This is a genomic window from Polaromonas sp. P1_F8 (genome assembly GCF_056405635.1).
In genome coordinates this window covers 179,132-205,352 of sequence record NZ_JBFUBS010000005.1, presented here as the reverse complement: position 1 = coordinate 205,352, position 26,221 = coordinate 179,132, and the positions used below count along the sequence as shown (strand labels likewise).

At 61.4% G+C, this 26,221-nt stretch carries 24 protein-coding genes; 11 read left to right on the top strand and 13 right to left on the bottom strand.

Going from position 1 to position 26,221, the window contains the following annotated elements; genetic code table 11:
- Nucleotides 1-584: 584 nt before the first annotated feature.
- The gene (locus AC1D1J_RS18185) at nucleotides 585-1,610 is read right to left on the bottom strand and encodes a DUF58 domain-containing protein (protein WP_477695475.1); all 1,026 of its coding nucleotides are present in this window, start codon (nucleotides 1,608-1,610) and stop codon (nucleotides 585-587) included.
- Nucleotides 1,611-1,639: 29 nt separating this feature from the next.
- A complete protein-coding gene (locus AC1D1J_RS18180; RefSeq protein WP_477686808.1) occupies nucleotides 1,640-2,560 on the bottom strand; it encodes an AAA family ATPase in 921 nt (306 codons plus the stop codon).
- 40 nt (nucleotides 2,561-2,600) lie between these two features.
- Between AC1D1J_RS18180 and AC1D1J_RS18175 the strand changes: the two genes are divergently transcribed.
- The 9 genes from AC1D1J_RS18175 (at nucleotide 2,601) to AC1D1J_RS18135 (ending at nucleotide 12,532) form a co-directional block, all read left to right on the top strand.
- The gene (locus tag AC1D1J_RS18175; RefSeq protein WP_457278891.1) at nucleotides 2,601-3,554 is read left to right on the top strand and encodes a histone deacetylase family protein; all 954 of its coding nucleotides are present in this window, start codon (nucleotides 2,601-2,603) and stop codon (nucleotides 3,552-3,554) included.
- Nucleotides 3,555-3,561: 7 nt separating this feature from the next.
- A complete protein-coding gene (locus AC1D1J_RS18170; RefSeq protein ID WP_477686809.1) occupies nucleotides 3,562-4,368 on the top strand; it encodes an enoyl-CoA hydratase in 807 nt (268 codons plus the stop codon).
- A complete protein-coding gene (locus AC1D1J_RS18165) occupies nucleotides 4,347-5,705 on the top strand; it encodes a mechanosensitive ion channel family protein (protein WP_457278889.1) in 1,359 nt (452 codons plus the stop codon). The genes AC1D1J_RS18170 and AC1D1J_RS18165 overlap by 22 nt, the downstream gene beginning before the upstream one ends.
- 326 nt (nucleotides 5,706-6,031) lie before the next feature.
- Entirely contained in the window at nucleotides 6,032-6,781 is a 750-nt protein-coding gene (locus AC1D1J_RS18160; protein WP_477695474.1) for an electron transfer flavoprotein subunit beta/FixA family protein, read from the top strand.
- An 11-nt stretch (nucleotides 6,782-6,792) separates the two neighbouring features.
- Complete coding sequence (locus tag AC1D1J_RS18155) at nucleotides 6,793-7,725, top strand: electron transfer flavoprotein subunit alpha/FixB family protein (RefSeq protein ID WP_477695473.1); 933 nt, start codon at nucleotides 6,793-6,795, stop codon at nucleotides 7,723-7,725.
- A gap of 22 nt (nucleotides 7,726-7,747) precedes the next feature.
- Nucleotides 7,748-8,395 carry a hypothetical protein gene (locus tag AC1D1J_RS18150; protein ID WP_477686810.1) on the top strand — a complete coding sequence of 216 codons (648 nt, stop codon included), beginning with the start codon at nucleotides 7,748-7,750 and terminating at the stop codon, nucleotides 8,393-8,395.
- A 124-nt stretch (nucleotides 8,396-8,519) separates the two neighbouring features.
- Nucleotides 8,520-10,310: an acyl-CoA dehydrogenase gene (locus tag AC1D1J_RS18145; RefSeq protein WP_477695472.1), complete on the top strand. Its 1,791-nt coding sequence runs from the start codon at nucleotides 8,520-8,522 to the stop codon at nucleotides 10,308-10,310.
- Between the two features lie 98 nt (nucleotides 10,311-10,408).
- On the top strand, nucleotides 10,409-11,371 hold the full coding sequence (locus AC1D1J_RS18140; RefSeq protein ID WP_477695471.1) for an NAD(P)H-dependent flavin oxidoreductase: 963 nt from the start codon (nucleotides 10,409-10,411) through the stop codon (nucleotides 11,369-11,371).
- A gap of 45 nt (nucleotides 11,372-11,416) precedes the next feature.
- Entirely contained in the window at nucleotides 11,417-12,532 is a 1,116-nt protein-coding gene (locus tag AC1D1J_RS18135; RefSeq protein ID WP_477695470.1) for an acyltransferase family protein, read from the top strand.
- 98 nt (nucleotides 12,533-12,630) lie between these two features.
- Here AC1D1J_RS18135 and AC1D1J_RS18130 read toward each other — a convergent pair whose 3' ends face one another.
- Both AC1D1J_RS18130 and AC1D1J_RS18125 read right to left on the bottom strand, forming a co-directional pair.
- Nucleotides 12,631-12,978 carry a DOPA 4,5-dioxygenase family protein gene (locus AC1D1J_RS18130; RefSeq protein WP_477695469.1) on the bottom strand — a complete coding sequence of 116 codons (348 nt, stop codon included), beginning with the start codon at nucleotides 12,976-12,978 and terminating at the stop codon, nucleotides 12,631-12,633.
- Between the two features lie 72 nt (nucleotides 12,979-13,050).
- Entirely contained in the window at nucleotides 13,051-13,317 is a 267-nt protein-coding gene (locus tag AC1D1J_RS18125) for a hypothetical protein (protein ID WP_477695468.1), read from the bottom strand.
- Nucleotides 13,318-13,464: 147 nt separating this feature from the next.
- On the opposite strand from AC1D1J_RS18125, the gene AC1D1J_RS18120 reads away from it, so the two are divergent.
- Together AC1D1J_RS18120 and AC1D1J_RS18115 are read left to right on the top strand one after the other, a co-directional pair.
- Nucleotides 13,465-14,562, top strand: coding sequence for a PA0069 family radical SAM protein (locus AC1D1J_RS18120; RefSeq protein WP_477695467.1), 1,098 nt, complete (start codon nucleotides 13,465-13,467; stop codon nucleotides 14,560-14,562).
- Between the two features lie 89 nt (nucleotides 14,563-14,651).
- Nucleotides 14,652-15,092 (top strand): GNAT family N-acetyltransferase, encoded by a 441-nt coding sequence (locus AC1D1J_RS18115; RefSeq protein ID WP_477686817.1) that lies wholly within the window; start codon nucleotides 14,652-14,654, stop codon nucleotides 15,090-15,092.
- Nucleotides 15,093-15,112: 20 nt separating this feature from the next.
- Here the strand turns inward: AC1D1J_RS18115 and AC1D1J_RS18110 are convergent, their stop codons facing one another.
- The 9 genes from AC1D1J_RS18110 to grpE form a co-directional block, all read right to left on the bottom strand.
- The gene (locus tag AC1D1J_RS18110) at nucleotides 15,113-15,781 is read right to left on the bottom strand and encodes an amino acid ABC transporter permease (protein WP_477695466.1); all 669 of its coding nucleotides are present in this window, start codon (nucleotides 15,779-15,781) and stop codon (nucleotides 15,113-15,115) included.
- 106 nt (nucleotides 15,782-15,887) lie between these two features.
- Nucleotides 15,888-16,682: a transporter substrate-binding domain-containing protein gene (locus AC1D1J_RS18105; RefSeq protein ID WP_477695465.1), complete on the bottom strand. Its 795-nt coding sequence runs from the start codon at nucleotides 16,680-16,682 to the stop codon at nucleotides 15,888-15,890.
- 136 nt (nucleotides 16,683-16,818) lie between these two features.
- A complete protein-coding gene (locus AC1D1J_RS18100; RefSeq protein ID WP_477686819.1) occupies nucleotides 16,819-18,513 on the bottom strand; it encodes a phosphoethanolamine transferase in 1,695 nt (564 codons plus the stop codon).
- 60 nt (nucleotides 18,514-18,573) lie between these two features.
- Entirely contained in the window at nucleotides 18,574-19,446 is an 873-nt protein-coding gene (fghA, locus tag AC1D1J_RS18095) for an S-formylglutathione hydrolase (RefSeq protein WP_477695464.1), read from the bottom strand.
- Between the two features lie 5 nt (nucleotides 19,447-19,451).
- Nucleotides 19,452-20,558 (bottom strand): S-(hydroxymethyl)glutathione dehydrogenase/class III alcohol dehydrogenase, encoded by a 1,107-nt coding sequence (locus tag AC1D1J_RS18090; RefSeq protein ID WP_477695463.1) that lies wholly within the window; start codon nucleotides 20,556-20,558, stop codon nucleotides 19,452-19,454.
- A 316-nt stretch (nucleotides 20,559-20,874) separates the two neighbouring features.
- Nucleotides 20,875-22,092: a glycerophosphodiester phosphodiesterase gene (locus tag AC1D1J_RS18085; RefSeq protein ID WP_477695462.1), complete on the bottom strand. Its 1,218-nt coding sequence runs from the start codon at nucleotides 22,090-22,092 to the stop codon at nucleotides 20,875-20,877.
- Between the two features lie 121 nt (nucleotides 22,093-22,213).
- The gene (gene dnaJ, locus AC1D1J_RS18080) at nucleotides 22,214-23,359 is read right to left on the bottom strand and encodes a molecular chaperone DnaJ (protein WP_457278873.1); all 1,146 of its coding nucleotides are present in this window, start codon (nucleotides 23,357-23,359) and stop codon (nucleotides 22,214-22,216) included.
- A 158-nt stretch (nucleotides 23,360-23,517) separates the two neighbouring features.
- Nucleotides 23,518-25,461, bottom strand: a complete 1,944-nt coding sequence (gene dnaK, locus AC1D1J_RS18075) for a molecular chaperone DnaK (RefSeq protein WP_477686822.1) — start codon at nucleotides 25,459-25,461, stop codon at nucleotides 23,518-23,520.
- Between the two features lie 165 nt (nucleotides 25,462-25,626).
- Nucleotides 25,627-26,187: a nucleotide exchange factor GrpE gene (gene grpE, locus AC1D1J_RS18070; protein WP_477695461.1), complete on the bottom strand. Its 561-nt coding sequence runs from the start codon at nucleotides 26,185-26,187 to the stop codon at nucleotides 25,627-25,629.
- Nucleotides 26,188-26,221 lie beyond the last annotated feature (34 nt).

The window sequence follows — 26,221 nt, the reverse complement described above, 5'->3', positions numbered from 1 at the left end:
GAAAAGGCGACCCTGGTTCCTGCGTCCCCTGCGCTTCGCTACGGGGCAACCTGCGGTGCTCGGCTCAGGCGGGGTCTCGCTCGAACTCGCCTTCGGCTCAGACAATCGCGATCCCTGATCCGCCTGAGCCTGCGCTCCTCGGCGCATCCACAAGGGGCAATCGGGAGCGGGGACCAATACCAACAAGGACACGCCATGGCGTGTCCTTGTTTCTTCAAGTGTTCGGGTTCTGGTATTCGGCTGTTGGCTGTTGGTATTCCTTACCCCACCCCTTCTGTATGCGCCGAGGAGCGGAGGGCCAGACGGATCAGGGCAAAAACTTGTTTGAGCCGCAGGCGAGTTGTTTTTGACCCCGGCTGGACCTAGCACCACAGGCTGCCCGAAGCGAAGCGCAGGGACGCAGACAGCAGGGTCGCCTTTTGGTATTCGCATAACTTCGCTTTGCGAAGTGAGCGAATCCCCACTACGTGACCTTTTGCTTACTTTGCTTTTGGCGAAGCAAAAGAAAAGTGAGTTGCCGCCGGGCAACCCCCGGCCAGCCGCCCTCAGCAAAAAGCACCCCGGTCGGACAAACCCAGAAACCGTCAACATACCGCCAGCGCCTCCAGACAAAGCCGTTTATGCGCCTCCCCACTGGCAGGTTTGATCTCCACCGAAGGCAACCTCAAGCCATAGTCCAGCGCGAGCTTGTCGGCCATCAACACCCAGGCACACAGCCGTGAAAGCTTTTGTTCAACACCCGCTGAGCCCGCATTCATGAAGTCCAGCCAGAGCTCATGCCGCTGGGCTTGCTGCGTGTCGCGTACGACCAGGCCGTTGCCTTGTTCATCGGCCTTGGCCGCTTTTTTCCAGACGATCAGTTTCATGGGGTCGCCGCGGCGGTAACCGCGTACGCCGTCAAATTCACCCGTGCTCTGCGCCAGAGAGGCCGCCGCTGCGCCGCCGGAGCGGGGTTCGCCCGGCGGCAGCGGTGGCGGGTGGGCTTCGGGCTGCGGATAGACCAGGATCTGGGCAGCCGGACGCCACACCGTCCAGACGCGAAAGGTGCCCAGCGGGTAACGGGTTTCAGCGGTCAGCGTCGGCAGCCGGTGCAAGCCTCGCCGCGGCGGCGTGAAGGCCACCTGCACCACGCTGCTGCCCTGCGCGGGAACGTCAGTCCACACCCAGTGTTGCTCGCCGCCCTTTTTTGCATCCTGTTTGGTGTCCACATCGTGCGGGTTCAGCACGCTCAGCCCGATGCCATGGCGCGCGGTACGCCTGGCGTTCATGAGTTTTACATCAAATGCGGCGGTAGCGCCCGCATAGTGAGCGGGAGGAGCTACCAAATTCATAGCAAGACCGCGCAGTGTGCCGTGGCAGACGTGCATGCCGACCAGTGCACTGCCGGCCAGCAGGAACGTCAGCAGGTAGCCCAGGTTGAGCTGGTAGTTGATGGAAGCCACCAGCAGCACCAGCAGTGTCACGCCCAGCATCAGGCCCGGGCGCGTGGGCAGGATGTACACGTTTCGCTGGGTCAGTGACACGCTGTCGGTGAAAGGCAGCTTGCTTTGCCACCACTTCTGGAAGCGCCCGCGAATGAATGCCAGGGGATTGGGAAGGGATGCCGTCATGGCCATGGCTTTTCGGGCGTGCCCCGCCGTCAGGGGAGAGGCACGGCGTCGAGCATGGCCCGCACCTGCTCTACAGGGCCGCGCCCGGCGTCGCTGACCGGGATGAGCCGGTGTGCGGCGGTTTGCGGCAGTACGGCGGCAATGTCGTCCGGCGCCACGTAGTCCCGCTTGCTCAGAAAGGCCTGTGCCTTGGCGGCCCGCATGATGGCAATGCCCGCGCGGGGGCTGAGGCCCTGCAGAAACCAGCGGCCCGAACGGGTCGCGGTGACCAGGTCCTGCAGGTAGTTCAGCAGCGGCTCCGACGCGTGAACCTGCACCACCATCTGCTGCAGCTCCAGCAGGTCGTGCGGTGCCAGCAGGGCTGGCAGCTTTTCGACCATGTCGCGGCGGTCGGCGCCGCGCAGCAATTCGCGTTCGGCGGCGCGGTCAGGGTAGCCCAGCGAAATCCGCATGTGAAAGCGATCCAGCTGGGATTCAGGCAGGGCGTAGGTGCCGAGCTGGTCGTGCGGGTTTTGCGTGGCGATCACAAAAAACGGCAGGGGCAGGGGCCGGGTTTCGCCCTCGACCGTGACCTGCTTTTCCTCCATGGCTTCGAGCAGGGCGCTTTGGGTTTTCGGGCTGGCCCGGTTGATTTCATCGGCCAGCAGGACCTGCGCGAAAACCGGCCCGGGGTGAAACACAAAACTTTCTTTCTGACGCTCGTAAATCGACACACCCGACAAATCGCTGGGCATCAGGTCGGCGGTGAACTGCACCCGCGAAAACTGCAGCCCGAATGAGCGTGACAGCGCATGGGCCAGCGTGGTTTTTCCGACGCCCGGAACGTCTTCAATCAGCAGGTGGCCGCCGGCCAGCAGGCAGGCCACGCAGTCCTGTACCTGTGCCGGTTTTCCCACGATGACCGTGTTAAGCTGATCAAGGAGTGCCTGGAGTTTTTCTGTGACTTTCATGGTGCCAACCATACCGTAATTTTTTACAAATTATTTCCCCATGAACGCGACTGGTTATTTCACGCACGCAGATTGCCGCAAGCATGAGATGGGCCCCGGCCACCCGGAATGTCCGGAGCGGCTCGACGCCATTGACGACTGGTTGCTGGCGACCGGCGTCAAGGACGCCCTGGACGCGCGAGAGGCCCCCCTTGCGGCGCTGGGCGACATCGAGCTGGCGCACGACCGCATGATGGTGGCGGCGATCCGCGGCCTGAGCGACAGCCTGGTCGATGACATCCGGGCCGGTGGGCCGGCCTATGCCCAGATCGATCCCGATACCGCGCTCAATGCGCACACCTGGAACGCCGCCCTCCGCGCGACCGGCGCCGTGCTGGCGGCCACCGACGCAGTGATGTCCGGCGAGCTTGAGAACGCGTTTTGCGCGGTGCGCCCGCCAGGCCACCATGCCTGCCACAACCGGTCCATGGGATTTTGCGTTTTCAACAGCGTCGCCGTTGCTGCCAAATATGCGCTGGAGCGCCACGGCCTCAAGCGCGTGGCGATTGTCGACTTCGATGTGCACCACGGCAACGGCACCGAAGACATCCTCAGCGGCGACGACCGTGTGCTGATGGTCAGCTTTTTCCAGCACCCGTTTTACCCATATACCGGCACCGAAAACCACGCCGGCAACATGCTCAACCTGCCCGTGCCGGCTTATACCAAGGGCATGGCCGTGCGTGAGCTGATCGAAGCGGCGTGGATTCCGCGTCTGGAAGAATTCAAGCCCGAGATGATTTTCATCAGCGCGGGTTTTGATGCGCACCGCGACGACGACCTGGGCCAGATGGGTCTGGTCGAGCAGGACTACGCCTGGATCACCCAGCGCCTGAAGGACGTCGCCAGGCGCCATTCCCAAGGCCGTATCGTCTCGTCGCTTGAAGGTGGCTACAACCTGAATGCGCTGGCGCGTAGCGTGGAAGCGCATATCCGCGTCCTGGCCGATTTGTAGGGCATTCATGAGTGCCGTATCTGCTGAGCTTTCGGCTCCCGTGCTTCACACGCATGACGCGCGCGGCGTCCACCGCCTGGTGCTGAACCGGGCGTCTACTTTTAACGCGCTCGGTGAAGACGTGCTGTCTGCACTACAGGCTGCACTGGATTTGATCGCGGCCGACAGCTCGGCGCGCGCGGTGGTCATCTCGGCTGAGGGCAAGGCTTTTTGTGCCGGCCACAACCTCAAGGACATGCGCGCCCGGCCCGAGCTGGCTTATTACCAGAAGCTTTTTGCGCAGTGCACGCGCATGATGCTCAGCATCCAGAAGCTGCCGGTACCGGTGATTGCGCAGGTGCAGGGTGTGGCCACGGCGGCCGGCTGCCAGCTGGTGGCGCAATGCGATCTCGCTGTGGCGGCCAGTAACGTCAGTTTCGGGGTGAATGGCATCGACGTGGGCCTCTTTTGCGCCACACCCAGCGTGCCGCTGGTGCGCAACATGCCCGCCAAGCAGGCCATGGAAATGCTGATGACGGGAGACTTCATCGCGGCCGACGAAGCGCGCGTGCGCGGGCTGGTCAACCGTGTCGTGCCGCTGGATTCGCTGGACGCCGAAGTCGAAAAACTCTTGCAGTCGCTCCTGTCCAAACCGCGCGAAGCACTCGCCATGGGCAAGGCGCTTTTCTACCAGCAACGTGAAACCGGCATCGAGGCCGCCTACCAGCTGGCGGGCCAGTCCATGGCCTGCAACATGGTCCATGCCGTGGCACAGGAAGGTGTGCAAGCCTTCATCGAAAAAAGGAAACCCCAATGGCCAGCGCCGGCGCCCTGACGACCCGTCCCGTTCCTCCCGTCCGCATTGATGCGCTGGATGACTGGTTTGCGGCACTGGCCCAGCCTACCGCCCTCACGGAGCTGGCCGCGCTGATTTCCTGCGCGTTGCTGGCCTGGCTGGTGGTGCGCATGGCGGGCCGCGCACGTATGGCGGTCGATGGGACTTCCATCCTTTTCGGGCGGCGCGTGATTGACGGCGTGCTGTTTCCGCTGCTGCTGCTTTTCTTTGCCAATGCGGTGCAGGTCCTTTTGGCGAGGACCTTTCCGTTGGCGGTATTCAAGGTAGCCATTCCTGTGCTGCTGTCGCTGGCGGTGATCCGCCTGGGGGTCAAGGTGCTGCAGGTGGCCTTCAAAGACGCGCCGCTCGTGCGGGCCCTGGAGCGCACCATTTCCTGGCTGGCCTGGATCGCCATGGTGCTGTGGGTCAGCGGCTTCTTGCCTGTGATACTTGACGAGCTCGACGACATCAAGTGGAAGGTCGGCAACTCGACGCTGTCGGTGCGCACCATGCTTGAAGGTGCGGTGACAGCCGGTGTGGTGCTGCTGATCACCTTGTGGATATCTTCGGCCATTGAGGCGCGCCTGCTGCGTTCAGCCACCGGCAACGAGCTCTCCCTGCGCAAGGCTGTCAGCAATGCGGTGCGTGCCATGCTGATGTTTGTCGGCCTGATGCTGGCGCTGTCGTCGGTGGGCATTGACCTCAGGGCGTTGTCGGTGCTGGGCGGCGCGGTAGGCGTGGGTGTGGGCTTTGGCCTGCAGAAGCTGGCGGCCAACTACGTGAGCGGCTTTGTCATGCTGGCCGAGCGCAGTGTGCGCATTGGTGACAACGTGCGGGTGGACACCTTTGAAGGGCGCATCACCGATATCAATGCGCGCTACACCGTGGTGCGTGCACCGTCCGGGCGCGAATCCATCGTGCCCAACGAGATGTTCATCAGCAGCCGCGTTGAAAACCTCTCGCTCAGCGATACGCAGGTGCTGCAGTCCACCGTGGTGTCGGTGGGCTATGACAGCGACGTCGAGCTGGTGATGGGCCTGCTCAGTGAAGCCGCGCTCAAGCAGGACCGTGTGCTGCGCGACCCTGGTCCCAGCGTCAATCTGACCCACTTTGGCGTCGACGGGCTCGAGTTCACGCTCAACTACTGGATGGTTGATCCCGAAAACGGCCAGCAGAACCTGCGCTCGCGTGTCAACCTCGCCGTCCTGGAGTCGCTGCGCTCGCACGGCATCGAAATTCCGTACCCGCAGCGTGTGGTGCATACCCGCGTGAGCATTTCGGAGAATGCAAAAAACGTGGAGGGCGAGAAGGGCGCTACCGGTGCCAAGCCTTCCTGAGCGCCCACAAACGGCCTGCGGCGCGCTTTTTCCCTGCCCGATCTCCTTTCGCTGCATCGGCAATTGACGCCTGAAAGACACCTGAAGGACAGTGGTTGGGCAGGATGCTCTAATTCGCTGTATCCGGCGCTCTATAATGAAAAATAGAACGATCGTTCTTTTTCTGCCTGGTTCCCCTGGATACCCTCCGGCGACCAGTTGAGCAGCCCGCATCAGGGGGCGCCGCAGCATAGAATGCAAAGCTTACGTTTACGTCAACGTCAATTCAGTCCCGATTTCATTTTGATTTCAATTCGTACTCAATCCATCAACTCTGGAGTCCTCTCATGAAGGTCTTGGTTCCCGTCAAACGCGTTGTGGACTACAACGTCAAAGTCCGCGTCAAATCCGATGGCACTGGTGTCGACATCGCCAACGTCAAGATGAGCATGAACCCGTTTGACGAGATCGCCGTTGAAGAAGCGACGCGACTGAAGGAAAAGGGTGTCGTAACCGAAGTCATCGCCGTGAGCTGCGGCGTGCTGCAGTGCCAGGAAACCCTGCGCACCGCCATGGCCATCGGTGCCGACCGCGCCATCCTGGTCGAAACCGCCGAAGAACTGCAGCCATTGGCCGTCGCCAAGCTGCTCAAGGCGCTGGTCGAAAAAGAACAACCCCAACTCGTCATCCTCGGCAAACAGGCGATTGACGACGACTGCAACCAGACCGGCCAGATGCTGGCTGCGCTGCTGGGCTGGCCCCAGGCCACCTTTGCCTCCAAGGTTGAAGTTGCAGACGGCAAGGCCAAGGTTACCCGCGAAGTCGACGGCGGCCTGGAAACCCTCTCGCTCACGCTGCCGGCCATCATCACGACCGACCTGCGCCTCAATGAGCCGCGCTACGTCACCTTGCCCAACATCATGAAGGCCAAGAAAAAGCAGCTCGACAACCTCAAGCCCGAAGAGCTCGGTGTCGACGTCAAGCCGCGTATCAAGACCCTGAAGGTCAGCGAGCCGCCCAAACGCAGCGCCGGCATCAAGGTGGCCGACGTGGCCGCTCTGGTGGACAAGCTCAAGAACGAAGCCAAAGTAATTTAAGGACTGATGACATGACCGCACTTGTTATTGCAGAACACGACAACGCCAGCATCAAGCCCGCCACCCTCAACACCGTGACCGCAGCCGCCCAGTGCGGTGGCGACGTGCACGTGCTGGTGGCCGGCAAGGGTGCTGAAGCCGCTGCCAAGGCCGCTGCCGCCATTGCCGGCGTGGCCAAAGTCATCCACGTCGAAGGCGAGCATTTCGCCCACGGCCTGGCCGAGAACATGGCCGCCCAGGTGCTGGCCATCGCGAGTGCCTACTCGCACATCCTGTTCCCCGCCACGGCGTCGGGCAAGAACATCGCCCCCCGCGTGGCCGCGACGCTGGATGTCGGCCAGATCTCCGACATCACCAAGGTCGATGCTGCCGACACCTTTGAGCGCCCCATCTACGCCGGCAACGCGATCGCCATCGTGCAAAGCCTGGACGCGACCAAAGTCATCACCGTGCGCACCACCGGCTTTGACGCTGCGGCTGCTACCGGTGGTTCTGCGACCATCGAGACCCCTGCAGGCGTTGCCGACAGCGGCAAGTCGACCTTCCTGGGCTCCGAGATCGCCAAGAGCGACCGCCCTGAGCTGACGGCTGCCAAGATCATCGTCTCCGGTGGCCGCGCCATGGGCTCCAGCGAGAAATTCAACGAAGTGCTGACGCCGCTGGCAGACAAGCTGGGCGCAGCTCTCGGCGCATCGCGCGCAGCGGTTGATGCAGGCTACGCCCCCAATGACTGGCAAGTGGGCCAGACCGGCAAGATCGTCGCGCCCCAGCTCTACATCGCCGCCGGTATTTCCGGTGCGATCCAGCATCTGGCCGGCATGAAAGACAGCAAGGTCATCGTGGCGATCAACAAGGATCCGGAAGCGCCTATCTTTAGCGTCGCTGACTACGGTCTCGAGGCCGACCTGTTCACTGCCGTACCCGAGTTGGTCGCAGCCCTGTAATCCGGTTTCAGGCCAGCGCGACATGAAAGCCAAGCAGCAACCCGGCCAATCCGGCATGAGGCGAGGCGCATGCATCGCCTTGATGCTGACGGGCTTGTTCCTCGCTGCGTGCGCGGGGCTTGATCGCAAAGTCGAACAGGTCAGCGTCAAGTCGGACATCAAGGAGCCTGTGACGTCTTTGGCCCTGGTTTTTGTGACCCCCGAGTGGGCCAACCAAAACCCGGATCTGGTCAAAGGCTACAGGCTCTCGGGTGTTCTCGATAACCGCCTGATGAACCAGAGCGTTGGGCACGCCGCAGACTTCATGCAACTCAACGGTGTTCCCGCAAAGTACGCAGGCACGTTCGGCCAGCGTTCCAATATCAGGGGCGTGCTGGGCGAATGGTCCGGCCAGGGTTACAACACGCTGCTGTTTGTTCCGATGGGCTCTACCGTCACCTCCCAGGGCCATGAAGCCCGCAGGGGTTCTACCCGCTACCGAGTGACGCTGTACAGCAAGAAGCTTGTGCCCATGCTGGAGTTTCAGGATGCGTTTTACGCTTCGGCCCCGGACTCGGGTCATGTGGACCTGATGGCGGCGGGCTGGCTCAATGCCCTGATGGACAACGGTTATGTCGTGCGGAAATCCGAAAAACTGGTGGAACCTCCAGTTCGTGATTTCTCGCCCTAGATTCGCGAGAGGCCGTGTGGCAAGCGGCCCCGGCTACGCCTGGCACAGGCCAAACCAGCAGACCACTGTGGCACAGCTTTTAATGGCCTTCGCCGCGCAATAAGTTAATTTTCGGAGACAAAACATGACATACAAGGCCCCCCTCAAGGACATGCTGTTTGACATCAAACACCTGGCCAACATCGAACAGATCGCGCAAATCCCCGGCTTTGAAGAAGCCGGCTTCGACACCGCGCAAGCGGTGCTCGAAGAATGCGCCAAGTTCAACGAGGGCGTGCTGGCTCCGCTCAACCGTGACGGTGACATCAATCCGTCGAGCTTTCAATCCGGCGAAGTCACCACCACGCCTGGCTTCAAGGAGGCCTTCCGCCAATACGTCGAAGGCGGCTGGCAAGGGCTGCAGCACCCGGCTGATTTTGGCGGCCAGGGCCTGCCCAAAACCATAGGCGCGGCGTGCGGTGAAATGCTCAATTCCGCCAACATGAGCTTTGCGCTGTGCCCGCTGCTGAGCGACGGCGCGATTGAAGCGCTGCTCACGGCCGGCTCCGATGAGCTCAAGGCGGTTTACCTCGAAAAACTTGTGAGCGGCCAGTGGACGGGCACCATGAACCTGACCGAGCCGCAAGCCGGTTCGGACCTCGCCATGGTGCGCAGCCGTGCCGAGCCGCAGCCCGACGGCACGTACAAGGTTTTCGGTACCAAGATCTTCATCACCTATGGTGAGCACGACATGGCCGAGAACATCGTGCACCTTGTTCTCGCCCGCGTGACCGGCGCGCCTGAAGGTGTCAAGGGCATCAGCCTGTTTGTCGTGCCCAAGTTCATGGTCGGCAAAGATGGCACCTTGGGCGCACGCAACGACGTGCACTGTGTGAGCATCGAGCACAAGATGGGCATCAAGGCATCGCCGACTGCCGTGCTGCAGTACGGCGATCACGGTGGCGCTGTCGGCTACATCGTCGGTGAAGAAAACCGCGGCCTCGAGTACATGTTCATCATGATGAATTCGGCGCGCTACGCCGTCGGCATGCAGGGCATCGCGATTGCCGAGCGGGCTTACCAGAAGGCCGTGGCCTTTTCCAAAGACCGCGTGCAAAGCCGCCCGGTTGACGGCTCCATCAAGGCCAGCGTGCCCATCATTCACCACCCCGACGTCAAGCGCATGCTGATGACCATGCGCGCCTACATCGAAGGCTGCCGCGCCATGGCTTCCGTGGCCGCCGCGGCTTACGACGCGACGCATCACCACCCCGACGCCGAGGTGCGCAAGCAAAACCAGGCGTTTTACGAATTCATGGTGCCGCTGGTCAAGGGCTACAGCACCGAGATGAGCCTGGAAGTCACCTCGCTGGGCGTGCAGGTGCATGGCGGCATGGGCTTTATTGAAGAAACGGGCGCGGCCCAGTACTACCGCGATGCCAAGATCCTGACCATCTACGAAGGCACGACCGCCATCCAGGCCAACGACCTGATCGGCCGCAAGACCTCGCGCGACGGCGGCCAGACGGCCAAGGCGATTGCCGGGCAGATCGAAAAAACCGAAAGCGAACTGCTCAAGCAGGGCAGCGCCGACGCGCTGGCCGTGGCCAAGCGCTTGAAGGCCGCGCGCGAAGCCTTCATCGATGTGGTCGATTTCGTGGCCGGCAACACCAAGGCCAGCCCCAATGCCGTGTTTGCCGGAAGCGTCCCTTACCTCATGCTCGCGGGCAACGTGGTGGCCGGCTGGCAGATGGCGCGTTCGCTGCTGGTGGCGCAAGAGAAAATCGCGCAGGGCGTTGACGTCGCCTTCATGCAGGCCAAGATCACCACCGCGCGCTTTTATGCCGACCACCTGCTGACCAAGGTGCCCGGCGTGCGCGACAGCATTGTCGATGGCGCAGACAGCGTCACGGCACTCGCGCTGGACGCGTTCTGACCCTGTACGCGCCGCTATTTATTTGATAGCTGCTTGCGCTCGTCAGTAAAGGGCTGTAGCGTGTTTTTGCTTAAATTCAGGATAACAACGGAGCCACCATGTCAAGACTGCCCGGCGCGCTGAACAAGCTGCCTTTGCCCATCATCGGTTCGCCGCTCTTCATCATCAGCAACCCGAAACTGGTGATTGAGCAATGCAAAGCCGGCGTGGTGGGCGCCATGCCCGCGCTTAACGCGCGGCCGGCAGCGCAGCTCGAAGACTGGCTGGCCGAAATCACCGAGACGCTGGCTGCCTACAACCAGGCCAACCCCGGCAAGCCCGCTGCGCCCTTCGCCATCAACCAGATCGTGCACAAGTCCAACGACCGGCTCGAGCACGATATGGAGATGTGCGTGAAATACAAGGTGCCCATCTACATCACCAGCCTGGGCGCGCGTGAAGACATCAACGCTGCCGCCCACAGCTACGGCGGCGTGGTGCTGCACGACATCATCAACAACAAGTTCGCGCGCAAGGCGATTGAAAAGGGCGCCGACGGCCTGGTGGCTGTGGCCGCCGGTGCGGGCGGCCACGCGGGCGTGAAGAGCCCGTTCGCGCTGATCCAGGAAATCCGCCAGTGGTTTGACGGCCCGCTGGCGCTGTCCGGCGCCATCTCTACCGGCGGCGCGGTGCTGGCCGCACAAGCCATGGGCGCCGACTTCGCCTACATCGGCTCGGCCTTCATCGCGACGGACGAAGCGCGCGCGGCCGACGCCTACAAGCAGGCCATCGTCGACGGCAACTCCGACGACATCGTCTACAGCAGCCTTTTCACCGGCGTGCACGGCAACTACCTCGCGCCGTCGATTCGCGCGGCGGGCATGGACCCTGAGAACCTTCCCGAAGGCGACGTCAAGACCATGAATTTCGGCGGCGGCGAAGGCAGCAAGTCCAAGGCCTGGAAAGACATCTGGGGCTGCGGCCAGGGCATTGGCTCTGTCAGCAAGGTCCAAAGCACCGCGGCCTTTGTGGACCAGCTCAGGCGCGAATACGAGCAGGCACGCCAGCGGGTCTGCGTTTAAGCGCCATCGCCACCTTTGAGCAGCGCTGCGCCTGAAATACCCGCCTTGACCACCGCGACCCGACGCTTTCCCGGCATGGATGCCCTCAAAGGGCTGGCCTGCGTCCTCATTGTTTTGCATCACCTGGCTTTTTACGGCCCGATGTCGGATGTGGTGCACCCGTTTGCACCGGCCCTGATGGACTGGCTTTACGACTACGGCCGCATGGCCGTGCAGGTGTTCCTCGTCGTGAGTGGTTTTCTGGCGGCGGCCTCGCTCGCGCCACAGGGCGTGGCCGTGTTCGGTGCACCTGGCCCCCTGATTTTTCGCCGCTACTGGCGGCTCGCCAAACCTTATGGGGTGGCGCTGGCCGTGAGCATGCTCGTGGCCGCGCTGGTCAGGCCCTGGTTCGCGCACCATTCGGTGCCGGAGGCTCCCACGGTGCACCAACTGCTTGCCCATGTCCTGTTGCTGCAGGACCTGCTCGGGCAGGACGCGCTTTCTGCCGGTGTCTGGTACGTGGCCATCGACTTCCAGCTCTATGCCATGGTGGTTCTCATTTTTGCCTTTGCCCGGCGGTTCCAGTTTCAGCCGCACAGCGGCGACGCAACACACACCACTTCGGTTTCCGCCCCACTGGGCGTGAGCCTCATCCTGTTGGTTGCCTTGGCTTCGCTGCTGTTTTTCAACCGTCTGCCGGCCTTTGATATCACCGCCCTCTATTTCTGCGGCTCCTATGCCCTGGGCATGCTGGCCTTCTGGGCCTCAAACCGCCTTGGCGCGCGGCGCAGCTTCTGGCTCGTGACCCTGGCGGTCATGGGCGGGCTGGCCCTGGCGCTGGATTTCAGGGGGCGCCTGGTCGTGGCGCTCGTTACCGCCTTCGGCCTGGCCGGGCTGGCGGTGCTTCAGCCACAGGCCTGGCCGGTGCAATGGTTGCAGCAGCGCCGGCTGGTGCAGCTGGGCCAGATGTCCTACTCCGTGTTCCTCATCCATTTTCCGGTGTGCCTGCTGGTCAATGCCGTTGTGAGCCGCTTCTGGCCCACGCAGCTCGCGGCAAATGTGCTGGGTCTGCTGCTGGCCTTCCTGATGTCGCTGCTGGCGGGCTGGGTGCTGTACCAGTCGGTGGAATCGCGGCCCTTGCCTTTCGGGCAGAAGTGGTTGAGGCGCTTTTATACGCGTTAAAAGCGGCTCTACGCCTTGCTGGACGAGCGCAAGCAGCTATCGAATTAATAGCAGTTCGCCCGGACCTGATATGCCGTTTCGACGGTCCGGCCCCCGGTTCAGCGCCTGAACATCTCCAGCTTCAATACAGCAGGCTCACCCAGCCATGAGGCATGTGTGGTGTGGTCGGCCAGGTCGTCACCGGTCAGCCCATGCACAAACACATCCAGCCCGTCGCGGTGTTCTTCGAGCCAGGGAATGACGCTGTCGAACGCCGCACGGTCAAATGCCAGCTGGCAACTCCAGCGCGGGTGCGGCCCCACCTCGCGTTCATGCACACGCCCCACAGCTATTCCGAAAAGTGTGCCGGCCTTTTCGCACAGGGCACGCGCCTGCTCAACGGTGCCGGGCCCGAAGTACACATGGGCGTGGTAGCGGGCATAAAGATTTTCGGGGCGCTGGATCATGGTGGAACGGAAGGGGAGGAGAGGGAAGGGAAAATGAAAAAGGGGCGTACCAATCACGCATTCGATGAGGCCTCAGGCATCCTCCAGAAACGTCAGGGTCGGTAGCGGTACACCGGGGTTTTCTTCGCGGGCTTTTGCGTGCGTCTGCTTCATGCGTTGCCGGCAATGCGCCAGGTCTTTCACCTGAAACAGAAAAAACACCTCTGCTGCGTCTTCCGCGTTTTGCCAGAGATGCTTCAGATACATGCCTTGCTTCGCATGTTCATCCGCATCTTTTTCCAGCTGCTGTTTGACGGCGGCCAGCGGCGCGCCGGTGAGTTTTGCCAGTACGTGTGCCATGGGATGTCTCCTGCTTTAAACCCATTATTGCGGGCACTGCTGCAGACATTTGCCAAAGGGTTTTTGTTTGAATATACTGTATTTATATACAGTATTTTTCTGCGGCCCTGCCGGGTACCACTACCTTCCACCGAATCTTGTTGCCCTATGTCCGACGCCGTCATTCCCCTCCATGCCATCAAGGGCCGGGGCACTGCTACACGCATGCCGCACCGGTTTGAGAAAGACGTGCGCAACGCATGGGACGACGGCTGGGGTACGCTGGAAGAAGGTGTCTCCAGCGAGGCGCCCCGGATCGAAACCACGATCACGATGGAAGACGCCCGCAGCGCCATCGTCGGCAACGATTCGCCCGATATCTTTTTTGACTACAGCATCAATCCCTACCGGGGCTGTGAGCACGGCTGTGTGTACTGTTATGCGCGGCCCACACACAGCTACCTCAATCTTTCTCCTGGGCTTGATTTTGAAACGAAGATCATCGCCAAGCGCAACATTGCCGAGGTGTTGCGCGCCGACCTGCGCAAACGCAGCTATGTTCCCAAGCTGCTCAACATCGGCTCGGCCACCGACTGCTACCAGCCCGCCGAGCGCGAGCTGCGACTGACGCGCAGCATCATTGAGGTGATGCAGGAAGTGCGGCACCCGTTCTCTTTGATCACCAAATCCAGCGGCGTGGAGCGCGACCTCGACCTGCTGGCGCCGCTGGCCGCTGACAAGCTGGCCGCCGCCTACGTGACCATCACCACGCTCGACGGCGAACTCGCGCGCAAGCTGGAGCCGCGCGCGGCCGCACCGCACCGGCGCCTGCGCACCATCCGCACGCTGGCAGAGCACGGCGTTCCAGTCGGCGTCAGCGTGGCGCCGCAAATCCCGTTTGTGAACGAGGACATGGAGCATGTGCTGGAGGCGGCCTGGGAGGCCGGTGCACGCAGCGCGTTCTATACCGTGATCCGCTTGCCCTGGGAAGTGGCGCCCATTTTCAAGGAGTGGCTGGAGCTGCACTACCCGCAGCGCGCCGCGCGCATCATGGCGCGCATCCACGAAATGCGTGGCGGCAAGGATTACGACAGCGACTTCGCCACGCGCATGAAAGGCCACGGCCTGTGGGCCGAACTCATCAGGCAGCGTTTTGAGAAAGCCTGCAACCGGATTGGCTTTAACCGCCAGCGCATTGAGCTGGACATGAGCCAGTTCCGGCCGCCAGCGGCTGCGGGTGCCGAAGGGCAGGGCAGGCTGTTCTGAGGGGGCACGTGTCAGTTCGACGCGAGGGCTATAGTCCAAAAAGCGTGTGCATCACGCCTCATGCCGTTTGAAAATAAAAGGAGTTCACCTTGGCGCTTGACTGGAAATATTCATCGGAAGGCATGGCCGATGCGGACTGGGAAGAGCTCTCCAATCTCTACCGCGTTGCCCCCTTGGGCGACAAGAAGCCTGTGGACCTGCAGGTCGTCTTCTCCAACAGCATGTTCAAGTGTTTTGTGTATGACGCCGGCAAGCTGATCGCTGCGGGCCGTGCGGTGGCAGACGGCAGGGACTGCTCTTACATCTGCGACATCGCAGTGGCGCCGGACCGGCAGGGATCAGGCATGGGCAAAGACATGGTTGCAGCGCTGGTGCGGCTTTCCAGCGGTCACAAAAAAATCATCCTCTACGCGGTCGCCGGCAAGGAGCCGTTTTACCGCAAGCTGGGCTTTCGGCGCATGCTGACCGCGATGGCGATTTTTGCGAATACCGAGCAGGCGATTCAGAGTGGTCTGATCGGCGACACCTGATTCTGGTGACCGGCGCTTCGCTAGCGCAGGTAGCTGCGGTTGAGGCGCACTTCGAGCTTCTTCTGCAGCGTTTCAAACGAGGCGCTCATCGCCCAGTAAATGCCCGCTGCCGCCAGATACAGCGGAAAGGGCTGAAAGGTCGTGGCAATCACTTCCTTGGTCGCCAGCATCAGTTCCCCCACGGCAATCACCGACACCAGCGAGGTGTCCTTGATCAGGCTGATCAGGCTGTTGGACAGGCTGGGCACCGCCAGGCGCAGGGCCTGCGGTCCGATCACGTAGCGCAGCGTTTGCGCTTGTGTCAGGCCCAGGCTGCGGGCTGCATTCCATTGGCCGTGTTCCACACCGTTGATCGCGCCACGGATGGTTTCCGACAGGTAGGCGCCCACGTTCAGGCTCAGGCCCAGGATGCCCGCGCTGATCGGGTCAAACTGGATGCCGATGCTGGGCAGGCCGAAGTAAATAACGAAGAGCTGCACCAAGAGCGGCGTGCCGCGCATGCAACTGACATACAGCGTTGCGAATTGCGAAAGTACCGGCACCTTGGCCAGTCGCGTGACGGCTACCACGGTGCCGATGATGGCGCCGAAGAAAACAGACGCCACTGCCAGCAGCAGCGTCCACGCCGCGCCCTTGAGCATCAGCGGCAAAGCGTCGCGCAGCAACTGGGTCAAGCCTGTCAGGTCCATATAGGTCTCCACAAATAAAAACCCCGGCGCAGAGCCGGGGTTGTTTCAGGCGCCGGCCCAGAAAAGGCGGCGCGCGGCTGATCGGATATTACTTCGCTTGTGCCGTTTATTTGGCGACAGGCGGCTTGCTAACGTCGCGGTCAAACCACTTGGTGGAGATCTTCGCGAAGCTGCCGTCGGCTTGCAGGTCTGCCAGTGCCTTGTCGATGGCGGCCTTGAACTTCGGGTTGTTCTTCACAAAAGGAATGCCGGATTTTTCAAGGTCACCCACGGGTGCACCGGGCTTGAGCGGCAGCTTGGTTTGCTTGACGATGTAGGGGATGAGCAGGCTGTCGTTGAGCGCGGCGTCGATGCGGCCCAGCGCCAGATCCTGCAAATACTCTTGCGCGCCGGGGTAGGTCTTCACGTCGATGCCGCCCACTTTTTTGGCGATGTCGGCGTAGTTGGTGCCCTGGCCCAGGCCGAGCTTTTTGCCCTTGAGGTCGGCCAGCGTCTTGAACTCGCGCTTTTCGTCCTTGCGGATGATCAGCTGCGGGGCCGAGATGGTGTAGGGCTCGGAGAAATCAAAGGTCTCTTTGCGCTTGTCGGTGATGCCCACCTGATTGATCACCACGTCGTACTTGCCGGCCTGCAGGCCTGCAAGGATGGCACTCCATTCGCTGGTGGAAAACTCGGCTTTGACGCCCAGTTTTTGTGCCAGCGCATTGGCCAGCTCCACTTCAAATCCGGCGAGCTGGCCGCCCTCCTTGTAGTTGAACGGCGGGTAGGTGCCTTCAAGTGCAACTTTGAGCGTGCCGCGCTGCTTGACGGTGTCGAGCAAATCGGCGGCGCTGGCGCTGAGTGCGAGCGTCAAAAGAAGTGTGGAAGCGATGGTGGAGGCGACAGCCTTGTGAATATTCATATTCAACCCTTGCATAAGAGAATTGTTATTGAGATGAAAATTGAATATTAAATCTGCCGTCACATTGGTGCATGCAGGGCGCCAAAAGCCCTACGGCGCATCCGGATGATCGCAGGCCGGCAGCCGCCGTGCAGATTCAGGGCTTGACGCAATGCGCGTAGATGTCGAGCGCGGCTTTGTAGACGCTGGTCTGCACATTCATCAGACCGAGCACCGAGTGAAAGTAGTTGTCGTGGCTCACCGGCGCGTCCAGCTGCTGCTTCAGGCACGCGGTGGTCAGCTTGTTGCGCTGCTCGAACTCGGGCGAGAGCCAGGTGATCCACGGCACGCGCTTTTGCACTTCAGGCGCAATACCGTAGGGCATGCCGTGCAGGTAGAGGTTGTTTTCGCCCAGAGACTCGCCGTGGTCGGCCAGGTACAGCAGGGCCGGCGCGCTGCGCGCTTCCTGTGCCTTGAGCCACTGGATGGATGACGCCAGCAATTTGTCGGTGTAGACGATGCTGTTGTCATAGGCATTGAGCAGGCCTTCATGGCTGCAGCTTTGCAGCGCGTTGTCGGTGCACTCGGGCAGGAATTTTTTGACGGCTTGCGGCGAGCGCTTGTAGTACGCCGGGCCATGGCCGCCCATCTGGTGCATCACGACCACCACGCCTTTGGCGCGGCGCTCGGCCGGCAATGCGGCAATGCGCTCGTCAATGCCGTGCAGCATCACTTCGTCAAAACATTCACCGCTGTCACACAAGCCCGGTACTTTGAGCTGTACTGTGTTGACGTTGGGAACGCGGTCGCACACGCCCTTGCAACCTGACTGGTTGTCTATCCACAGCACGGCCAGGCCCGCGCGCTGTAGCACGTCCAGCATGCCTTCGTAATTGGCCGGGCGTGAGTCATAGGCTTCACGCCCGAAGTTGGAGAACATGCAGGGCACCGACGCAGCCGTGCTGGTGCCGCACGACCATGCGTTGCGCAGGCTCACGACGTTCTCATTTGCGAGCAGCGGGTTGGTGGGCCGGCCGTAGCCGTTGAGCGAAAAGTTGGCGCTGCGCGCTGTTTCACCCAGCACCAGCAACAGCAGCGGTGGCTTGGTTTGGGCTGTGTAATTGGCACCGAGTTTTGCGTCTTCACCCAACGGCAACAGAGTGGATTCGTCGCGCTGGAAGGGCTTGGCCGCGATGGCGCCTAGCGCGTAGAAGGAATTGAGCGGATTGATGAGGTAGCGCACATGCGTGTAGTTGCGCATCACAGAGGCAATGCTCTGGAAGAACAAAAACACCACCAGCACCAGCAGCACACAGGCGCCGGTCAAGGTGGCGGCGTTGGTGAGTACCTGCCGCACTGCGCCTGCACGCCTGACTTTTTGCCGCCACAGGAAAATCATCGGCAGCACCGCTAGCACCAGCACCGTGGCTATCAGTCGCCAGTTCAGCAGGTCGCGTGTTTCGCGCACATCAGTCTGCAGCGTATTGATCATCATGGTCTTGTCGATGACCACGCCATAAGTCACCATGAAATAGGCACCGAAAGCGGCCGACAGCAGAAAGAGCGTGATGGCGGGCTTGAGCGTCCAGCGCCAGGCCAGCACGCTGAGCAGCGCGGTGGTCGCCAGCGCAATCACCAGCGCCAAGGCGATGCTTATGACCGCCGCCTGGCCCCCGGTAAGGCCCGGCAGGCGGGCCAGCTCGCGCCACAAGGCCATATTGCATACCGTGGCGATCCACAGGCTTGCAATGACCACCAGCCACAACGGCCGCATGCCGGCGTCTTGCCGCACAGTGGTCAGATGAACGGGCCGCGATGTGGAGGATGCGGAAGGGGAAGGGCGCAGCGGCATAGCGCTGGATTGTATTGGGGCGGCCTTAATGCAGGCTTAAGGCAGCCTCACAGCCTTCAATCAAGCGGCAACAGCCAACCCCAGTTGCCGCGCATGGTGCCGCAGGTGTTCGGCCATGAAGGTCGCGATGAAGTAGTAGCCGTGGTCATAACCTGCATGGCGATGCAACGCCAGCGGCTGGCCCGCCTTGGCGCAGGCGGCTTCAAAGAGCTCGGGGTACAACTGCTCGGCGAGGAATTTATCATCCAGCCCCTGGTCTATGCGTATGCCTCCGGGGTAGGGCGCAGCGGGCATCAGGTTCATCAAGGCGGTGGCGTCATGTTCAACCCAGTTTGATTCATCGCTGCCGAGATAGCCGGTAAACGCCTTGCGGCCCCATGGGCACTGGCTGGGCGCGCAGATAGGTGCAAACGCCGAGACCGATGTGAAAAGATCCGGATGCCTGAGCGCGAGCGTTAACGCGCCGTGACCGCCCATCGAGTGGCCGAAGATGCCGATGCGTGCTGCATCAATCGGCAGGGTGCCCGTCAGAAGCGGCAGCAGCTCTGCCGTGATGTAGCTTTCCATGCGGTAGTGCTGTGACCACGGCGCCTGTGTCGCATCAAGATAGAAGCCCGCGCCGCGGCCGAAATCCCAACTGTCGGTCTCGCCCTGAATTTTCGCGCCACGCGGGCTGGTGTCGGGCGCGATAAGCGCCAGGCCCAGCTCGGCGGCTACGCGCTGCGCACCGGCTTTGGTCATGAAGGTTTCTTCGTTGCAGGTCAGGCCCGCCAGGTAGATCAGCGCCGGCATCTTCTCCCCAGCCATGGCTTGCGGCGGCAGGAACACCGAGAACTTCATCGGCAGGCCAATCGCGCGCGAGTCATGCTGGTAAAAGCGCTGCACACCGCCGAAGCAGCCGTGTTCGCTGAGGAGTTCCAGTGGTGTTGTCATGTCGCTCAGTACAGGACGACACCGCGGATGGATTCACCGCTTTTCATTAAATCGAAACCCTTGTTGATGTCTTCCAGCGGCATGGTGTGCGTGATCAGGTCGTCAATATTGATCTTGCCTTCCATGTACCAGTCCACAATTTTGGGCACGTCGGTGCGGCCGCGCGCGCCGCCGAAGGCTGAACCTTCCCATTTGCGGCCGGTTACCAGCTGGAAGGGGCGGGTGCTGATCTCGGCGCCGGCTTCCGCCACGCCGATGATGATGCTGCGGCCCCAGCCCTTGTGTGTGCATTCCAGCGCCTGACGCATCACCTTGGTGTTGCCTATGCATTCAAAGCTGTAGTCGGCGCCGCCGTCGGTCAACTGCACGATGGCGTCGACCACGTTTTCGGTTTCCTTCGGGTTGATGAAGTGCGTCATGCCGAACTTGCGCGCCATCTCCTGCCGCGCGGGGTTAATGTCCACACCGATGATCTTGTCTGCACCCACCATCTTCGCCCCCTGGATCACATTGAGTCCAATGCCGCCCAGGCCGAACACCACGACGTTGGCGCCGGCTTCGACCTTGGCGGTAAAGAGCACCGCACCGATGCCGGTGGTGACGCCGCAGCCGATGTAGCAGACCTTGTCAAAGGGCGCGTCTTCGCGGATCTTGGCCAGCGAGATTTCAGGGGCGACGGTGTAGTTGCTGAAGGTGCTGGTGCCCATGTAGTGAAAGATGGGTTTACCGTCCAGGCTGAAGCGGCTGGTGGCGTCGGGCATCAGGCCCTTGCCCTGCGTGCCGCGAATCAGCTGGCACAAATTGGTCTTGCGCGAAAGGCAGAACTTGCACTGCCGGCATTCAGGCGTGTAGAGCGGGATGACGTGGTCGCCTTTTTTGAGCGTCGTCACGCCAGGGCCGACATCCACCACAATGCCTGCGCCCTCGTGGCCGAGGATGGCCGGGAAGATGCCTTCCGGGTCGGCGCCCGAGAGCGTGTAGTAGTCGGTATGGCAGATGCCGGTGGCCTTGATCTCGACGAGCACCTCGCCGAACTTGGGGCCTTGCAGGTCCACGGTTTCAATGGTCAGGGGCTGGCCTGATTTCCAGGCGACTGCGGCTTTGGTTTTCATGGTGTGTTGGGTTTGCGCTTGAAAGTGAGTGGGAATGAGGTTCTGTGCGTAGGTCACTATAAGCCAGTCACCATCGCTGAAGTCTCCCCTGAAGCCGTATCTTCATGGGCCCGATGTTTCATTTTGAGAAAAGCTGGGCCATACACCCGGGCTGTGTAGCCGACCCTAAGGCTGGAATATGCCGCGCATCGTGGGAGCGGAGCCTGCATGACCTTCTCTATAAATGAAAAAGCTGCCTGGCCCATTAAATATGGGCGCAAGCAGCTATTAATTTCATAGCACTTAGGTCTGGCGGGTGAAGCCCGCCACGGCTTGCTCAGCGGCCGGCTTCTTTCAGGTACTGCGTCCGGGCGGCGATGGCGGTGTCGGTGAAGTCGGTGAACACGCCGTCCACACCGGTGCGGTAGAAGGCCAGGTACTCGGCCTTGGCATCGCCCTGGTAGTCGCTGGCCAGGCGGCGCGACTCATTGCGGAAGGTGAAGGGATGAACGAACAGGCCTGCCTTGTGCGCATCGGCGACGAAGCTGGTGGCTGGCTGCGAGGTGGAGTCTGCATCGTTGAGCTTGCCATCACGGTTGATGTCGACCTGCTTGCCGTCGGCGCCGAAGGTGCCGTTGGTACTGATGATGTAGCGCTTCCAGGGGCCGATGCCATCGGCGTAGGTCTTGATCTCGGCCAGGCCCGCGGGTGTGACCATGGCGCTGAAGAAACGCTTGTCGCCGGCCTTGGTCCAGTCGTAAGGGCGGTCGCTCGGCACGGCAAAGGTCACGCGGCCGGTTTTCGGGTCAATGCCGTCGCCGTCGACGAGCTGGATCAGTTTCGTATTGAGGCCCTTGCTCTTCATGTACTTCAGGCTGCCGGGTTCAAACGACTGCACGTAGATGGGCGCGGTCTTGCTGTTCCATCCGGCAGCATTGATGATGGCGATCAGCTTGTCCTCCATCGGCAGGCCGAGTTCCCGGAAGTAGGTCGGGTTCTTGGTTTCCGGGTAGATCGCAATCGTGCGGCCTGTCTTGATGGATTGGGCCTTGGCCATGTCCACTACTTCCTGAAGGGTCGGGATCTTGTATTGGCCATTGAACTGCTGCGGGCGCTCGGCGTCGGTCGAGATCGCGCCCAGGGTGCGAATCTCAGCCAGTGTGAAGTCGTTGCTGAACCAGCCGGTCTGCGTTTCGCCGTCGACCTGGATGGTCTTCTTGCGTGAGGCGAATTCAGGGTGTTTGGCCACGTCGGTGCTGATCGCCAGATTGGGGTCGTGACGGGTGACGAGCACGCCGTCCCTGGTCACGACCAGGTCCATCTCGATCACGTCGGCGCCCAGTTCGATCGCGCGCACATAGGCTTCCATCGTTTCTTCCGGCACATAACCCGAAGCACCGCGGTGGGCGATGACCAGTGGCGCCTTGCCATCAAGGGTGGGCAGGCCTGCTTGAGATGTTGTGCCTGAGGAGGAGCAAGCGGTGAGTAGTACGCTGCTGCAAACAAGGGCGAGCAGGCTGCCTTGCTTCACGGCTTGGCGGGTCGATACGGTCATGGGTGTTTCCGGAGTTAAAGGGCTGATCGTATGTGTCTGATCACGACAGGCGTGTGACAGTGTGTAGCGCCCGGCCATAAAAAATGCCGGAGCAGGTCCGGCATTTTCTGGGGCGCGGGGATCAGGCGCTGAAGAAGCTCTTGAGCTTGTCGGCCCAGCCTTCTTCGCTGGGTGAATGCTTGGCTCCGCCTTTTTTCAGCGACTCGTCCAGCTCTTTGAGCAGCTTGCGCTGGTGCTCGGTCAGTTTGACCGGTGTCTCGACCGTGATGTGGCAATACAGGTCACCCGGGTAGCTGGAGCGCACGCCCTTGATGCCCTTGCCGCGCAGACGGAACTGTTTGCTCGCCTGGGTGCCTTCGGGAATGTCGATGGCCGCTTTGCCGGCGAGTGTCGGCACTTCAATTTCGCCGCCCAGCGCGGCAGTGGTGAAGCTGATGGGCACGGCGCAGTGCAGGTCGTCACCGTCGCGCTCGAAGATGTCGTGCTTCTTCAGGCGGATCTCGATGTAGAGGTCGCCGGGCGGGCCGCCGTTGGTACCCGGCTCGCCATTCCCAGTGGAACGGATGCGCATGCCGTCGTCGATGCCCGCGGGGATTTTGACTTCGAGTGTCTTGTTGTTCTTGGTCTTGCCCACGCCGTGGCAGGTCACGCAAGGTTCGGGAATCAGCTTGCCGGTGCCTTTGCACTGCGGACAGGTCTGCTGCACGCTGAAGAAACCCTGGCGCATCTGCACCACGCCGTGGCCATGGCAAGTGGTGCAGGTCACCACCTTGGTGCCGGGCTTGGCGCCGCTGCCGTGGCAGGTATTGCAGTCGTCCCAGCTGGGAATGCGAATCTGTGCGTCCTTGCCGTTAGCGGCTTCTTCGAGCGTGACTTCCATGGCGTAGCTCAAGTCGCCGCCACGGTAAACCTGCCGGCCACCGCCACGTTGTGCCCCGCCGCGCTGGCCGCCGAACACGTCGCCGAAGATATCGCCAAAGGCTTCGGCAAAGCCGCCAAAGCCTTCCGCACCCGGGCCACCGCGCATGTTGGGGTCTACACCGGCGTGGCCGTACTGGTCATAGGCCGCGCGCTTGTTCTCGTCGGAAAGCATCTCGTAGGCTTCTTTGGCCTCCTTGAATTTTTCTTCGGCAACCTTGGACGCATCCCCCTGGTTGCGGTCGGGGTGGTGCTTCATCGCGAGTTTGCGATACGCCTTTTTAATGTCTTCATCGCTGGCGTTTTTGGCAACGCCCAGCGTGTCGTAGTAGTCTTTTTTGGTGGCCATGGCAGGTCAGTCAGGAATCGTTGTTGTGAGGGTCAGCGGGAAACGCAAAAGCGGAAATCCTGGATTGCTCCCGGTTTTCCGCCTTTGCTGGCTGCCTTTGCCGTCTGCTTTTGCATGCAGTTATCGCGCCAATGCAGGGGTGCTTTGTAAAAAAGCGCTTAGCCCTTTTTGACTTCCTTGACTTCAGCGTCCACGACATTGTCGTCGACCGGTTTGGCTTCAGCCTGGGCGGCGCCCGCTGCGCCTGCGTCACCACCGGCTGCCGCCTGCGATGCCTGCATGTCGGCGTACATTTTTTCGCCGAGCTTCTGGCTGGCTTCCATCAGGGCCGTGTTCTTGGCGTCGATGGCGGCCTTGTCGTCGCCAGTGAGCGCTTCTTCCATGTCCTTGATGGCGGCTTCGATCTTTTCCTTCTCGCCGGCTTCGAGCTTGTCGCCGTATTCACCCAGCGATTTCTTCACGCTGTGCACCATGGCTTCAGCGTTGTTCTTGGCGGTGACGAACTCGACTTTTTTCTTGTCTTCTTCGGCGTTCAGCTCGGCGTCTTTCACCATCTGCTGGATTTCAGCTTCAGACAAACCTGAGTTGGCCTTGATGGTGATCTTGTTTTCCTTGCCGGTGCCCTTGTCTTTGGCGCCGACGTGCAGGATGCCGTTGGCGTCGATGTCGAAGGACACTTCGATCTGCGGCGTGCCGCGTGCTGCGGGCGGAATCCCCTCGAGATTGAACTCGCCCAGGCCCTTGTTGCCCGAAGCGATTTCGCGCTCGCCCTGGAACACCTTGATCGTCACGGCCGGCTGGTTGTCTTCAGCGGTCGAGAAGGTCTGTGCGAACTTGGTCGGGATGGTCGTGTTTTTCTTGATCATCTTGGTCATCACGCCGCCCATGGTTTCGATACCGAGGGACAGCGGGGTCACGTCCAGCAGCAGCACGTCGGTGCGGTCGCCGGAGAGGACCTGGCCTTGAATCGCTGCGCCCACGGCAACGGCTTCATCGGGGTTCACGTCCTTGCGGGGTTCCTTGCCGAAGAGCTCCTTGACCTTTTCCTGCACCTTGGGCATGCGGGTCTGGCCGCCGACCAAAATCACGTCATGGATGTCGGCCGCGCTGACGCCGGCATCCTTCATGGCGATGCGGCAAGGCGCAATCGTGCGCTCGATCAGTTCGTCGACCAGGCTTTCAAGCTTGGCGCGGGTCAGCTTGACCAGCAAGTGCTTGGGGCCGGTCGCGGGGTCGTGCGCAATGTAGGGAATGTTGACTTCGGTGGCCGGGCTGTTGGACAGCTCGATCTTGGCCTTTTCAGCCGAGTCTTTCAGGCGCTGCAGGGCCACCACGTCCTTCGACAGGTCGATGCCGCTGTCCTTCTTGAACTCGGCCACGATGTAGTCGATGACGCGCTGGTCGAAGTCTTCGCCGCCCAGGAAGGTGTCGCCGTTGGTGGAGAGAACTTCGAACTGCTTTTCACCGTCGACATCGGCGATCTCGATGATGGAGATGTCGAAGGTGCCGCCGCCCAGGTCATACACGGCGATCTTGCGGTCGCCCTTTTCCTGCTTGTCCAGGCCGAAGGCGAGAGCTGCTGCGGTGGGTTCGTTGATGATGCGCTTGACTTCAAGGCCGGCAATGCGGCCGGCGTCTTTGGTGGCCTGGCGCTGTGCGTCATTGAAGTACGCAGGCACGGTGATCACGGCCTCGGTAACGGGCTCACCGAGATAGTCTTCGGCGGTTTTCTTCATCTTGCGGAGGATGTCGGCGCTGACTTGCTGGGCCGACAGCTTCTTGCCGCGCACTTCCACCCAGGCGTCGCCGTTGTCGGCGGCCACGATGGCGTAGGGCATCAGCGCGATGTCCTTCTGGACTTCTTTTTCGGTGAACTTGCGGCCGATCAAGCGCTTGACGGCATACAGGGTGTTTTTGGGGTTGGTCACGGCCTGGCGCTTGGCCGATGCACCGACCAGCACTTCGCCGTCTTCCTGATACGCGACGATGGAAGGGGTGGTGCGCACGCCTTCCGAGTTCTCGATCACGCGGGGGGTGTTGCCCTCCATGACGGACACGCAGCTGTTGGTGGTGCCGAGGTCAATGCCGATGATTCTTCCCATGATGATTTACTCCTGCTTTTTTGATTCGTTAAAGATTGAAGGTGGGGCGGCCGGGGTGTTCAGTGCCGCTGGCCGCGGTATGGATTAACTATGTTGATAACTTGTGGGTAAGTTGTGTGGCTTCAAGGGCTTCAACAATGTTTTCAAGGTTTTTTAAGAGGTTTTTTACTTGGGGGCTGCCACCGTGACCAGGGCGGGGCGCAGCACGCGCTCGGCGATCAGGTAGCCTTTTTGCAGCACGTTGACCACGGTGTTGGCTTCCTGCTCGGCGGGCACCATGCTGATCGCCTGGTGCTGGGTCGGGTCGAATTTGGTGCCGGGAGTCGGGTCAATGGCGACCACCTTGTTGCGCTCAAGTGCGCTTTTGAGCTGCTTGAGTGTGGCTTCCGCGCCTTCGCGGATCTGCTCGGGCGTGACGTCCTTGATCGCCAGCCCGGCTTCCAGGCTGTCTGCCACCGGCAGCAGGCTTTCGGCAAAGCTTTCCAGGGCAAATTTACGGGCCTTGGCGACTTCTTCGTCGGCACGGCGGCGGGCGTTTTCGGTCTCAGCCTTGGCGCGCAGGTAGCTGTCGGCCAGCTCGGTGTTCTTGGCCTGCAGCGTGGCGACTTCGGCTTGTGCGACGGTCAGCGCGTCAAACTCGTTTGCAGCCTGCGCCGCTTCCAGTTCTTCAGGACTGGGCTCACCGCTAAGTGGTTGATTTTGTTCGGGTTGTGTATTGTCAGACATGCTCGAAAACAGGGTTGAAGCTGGTAATGTTTCC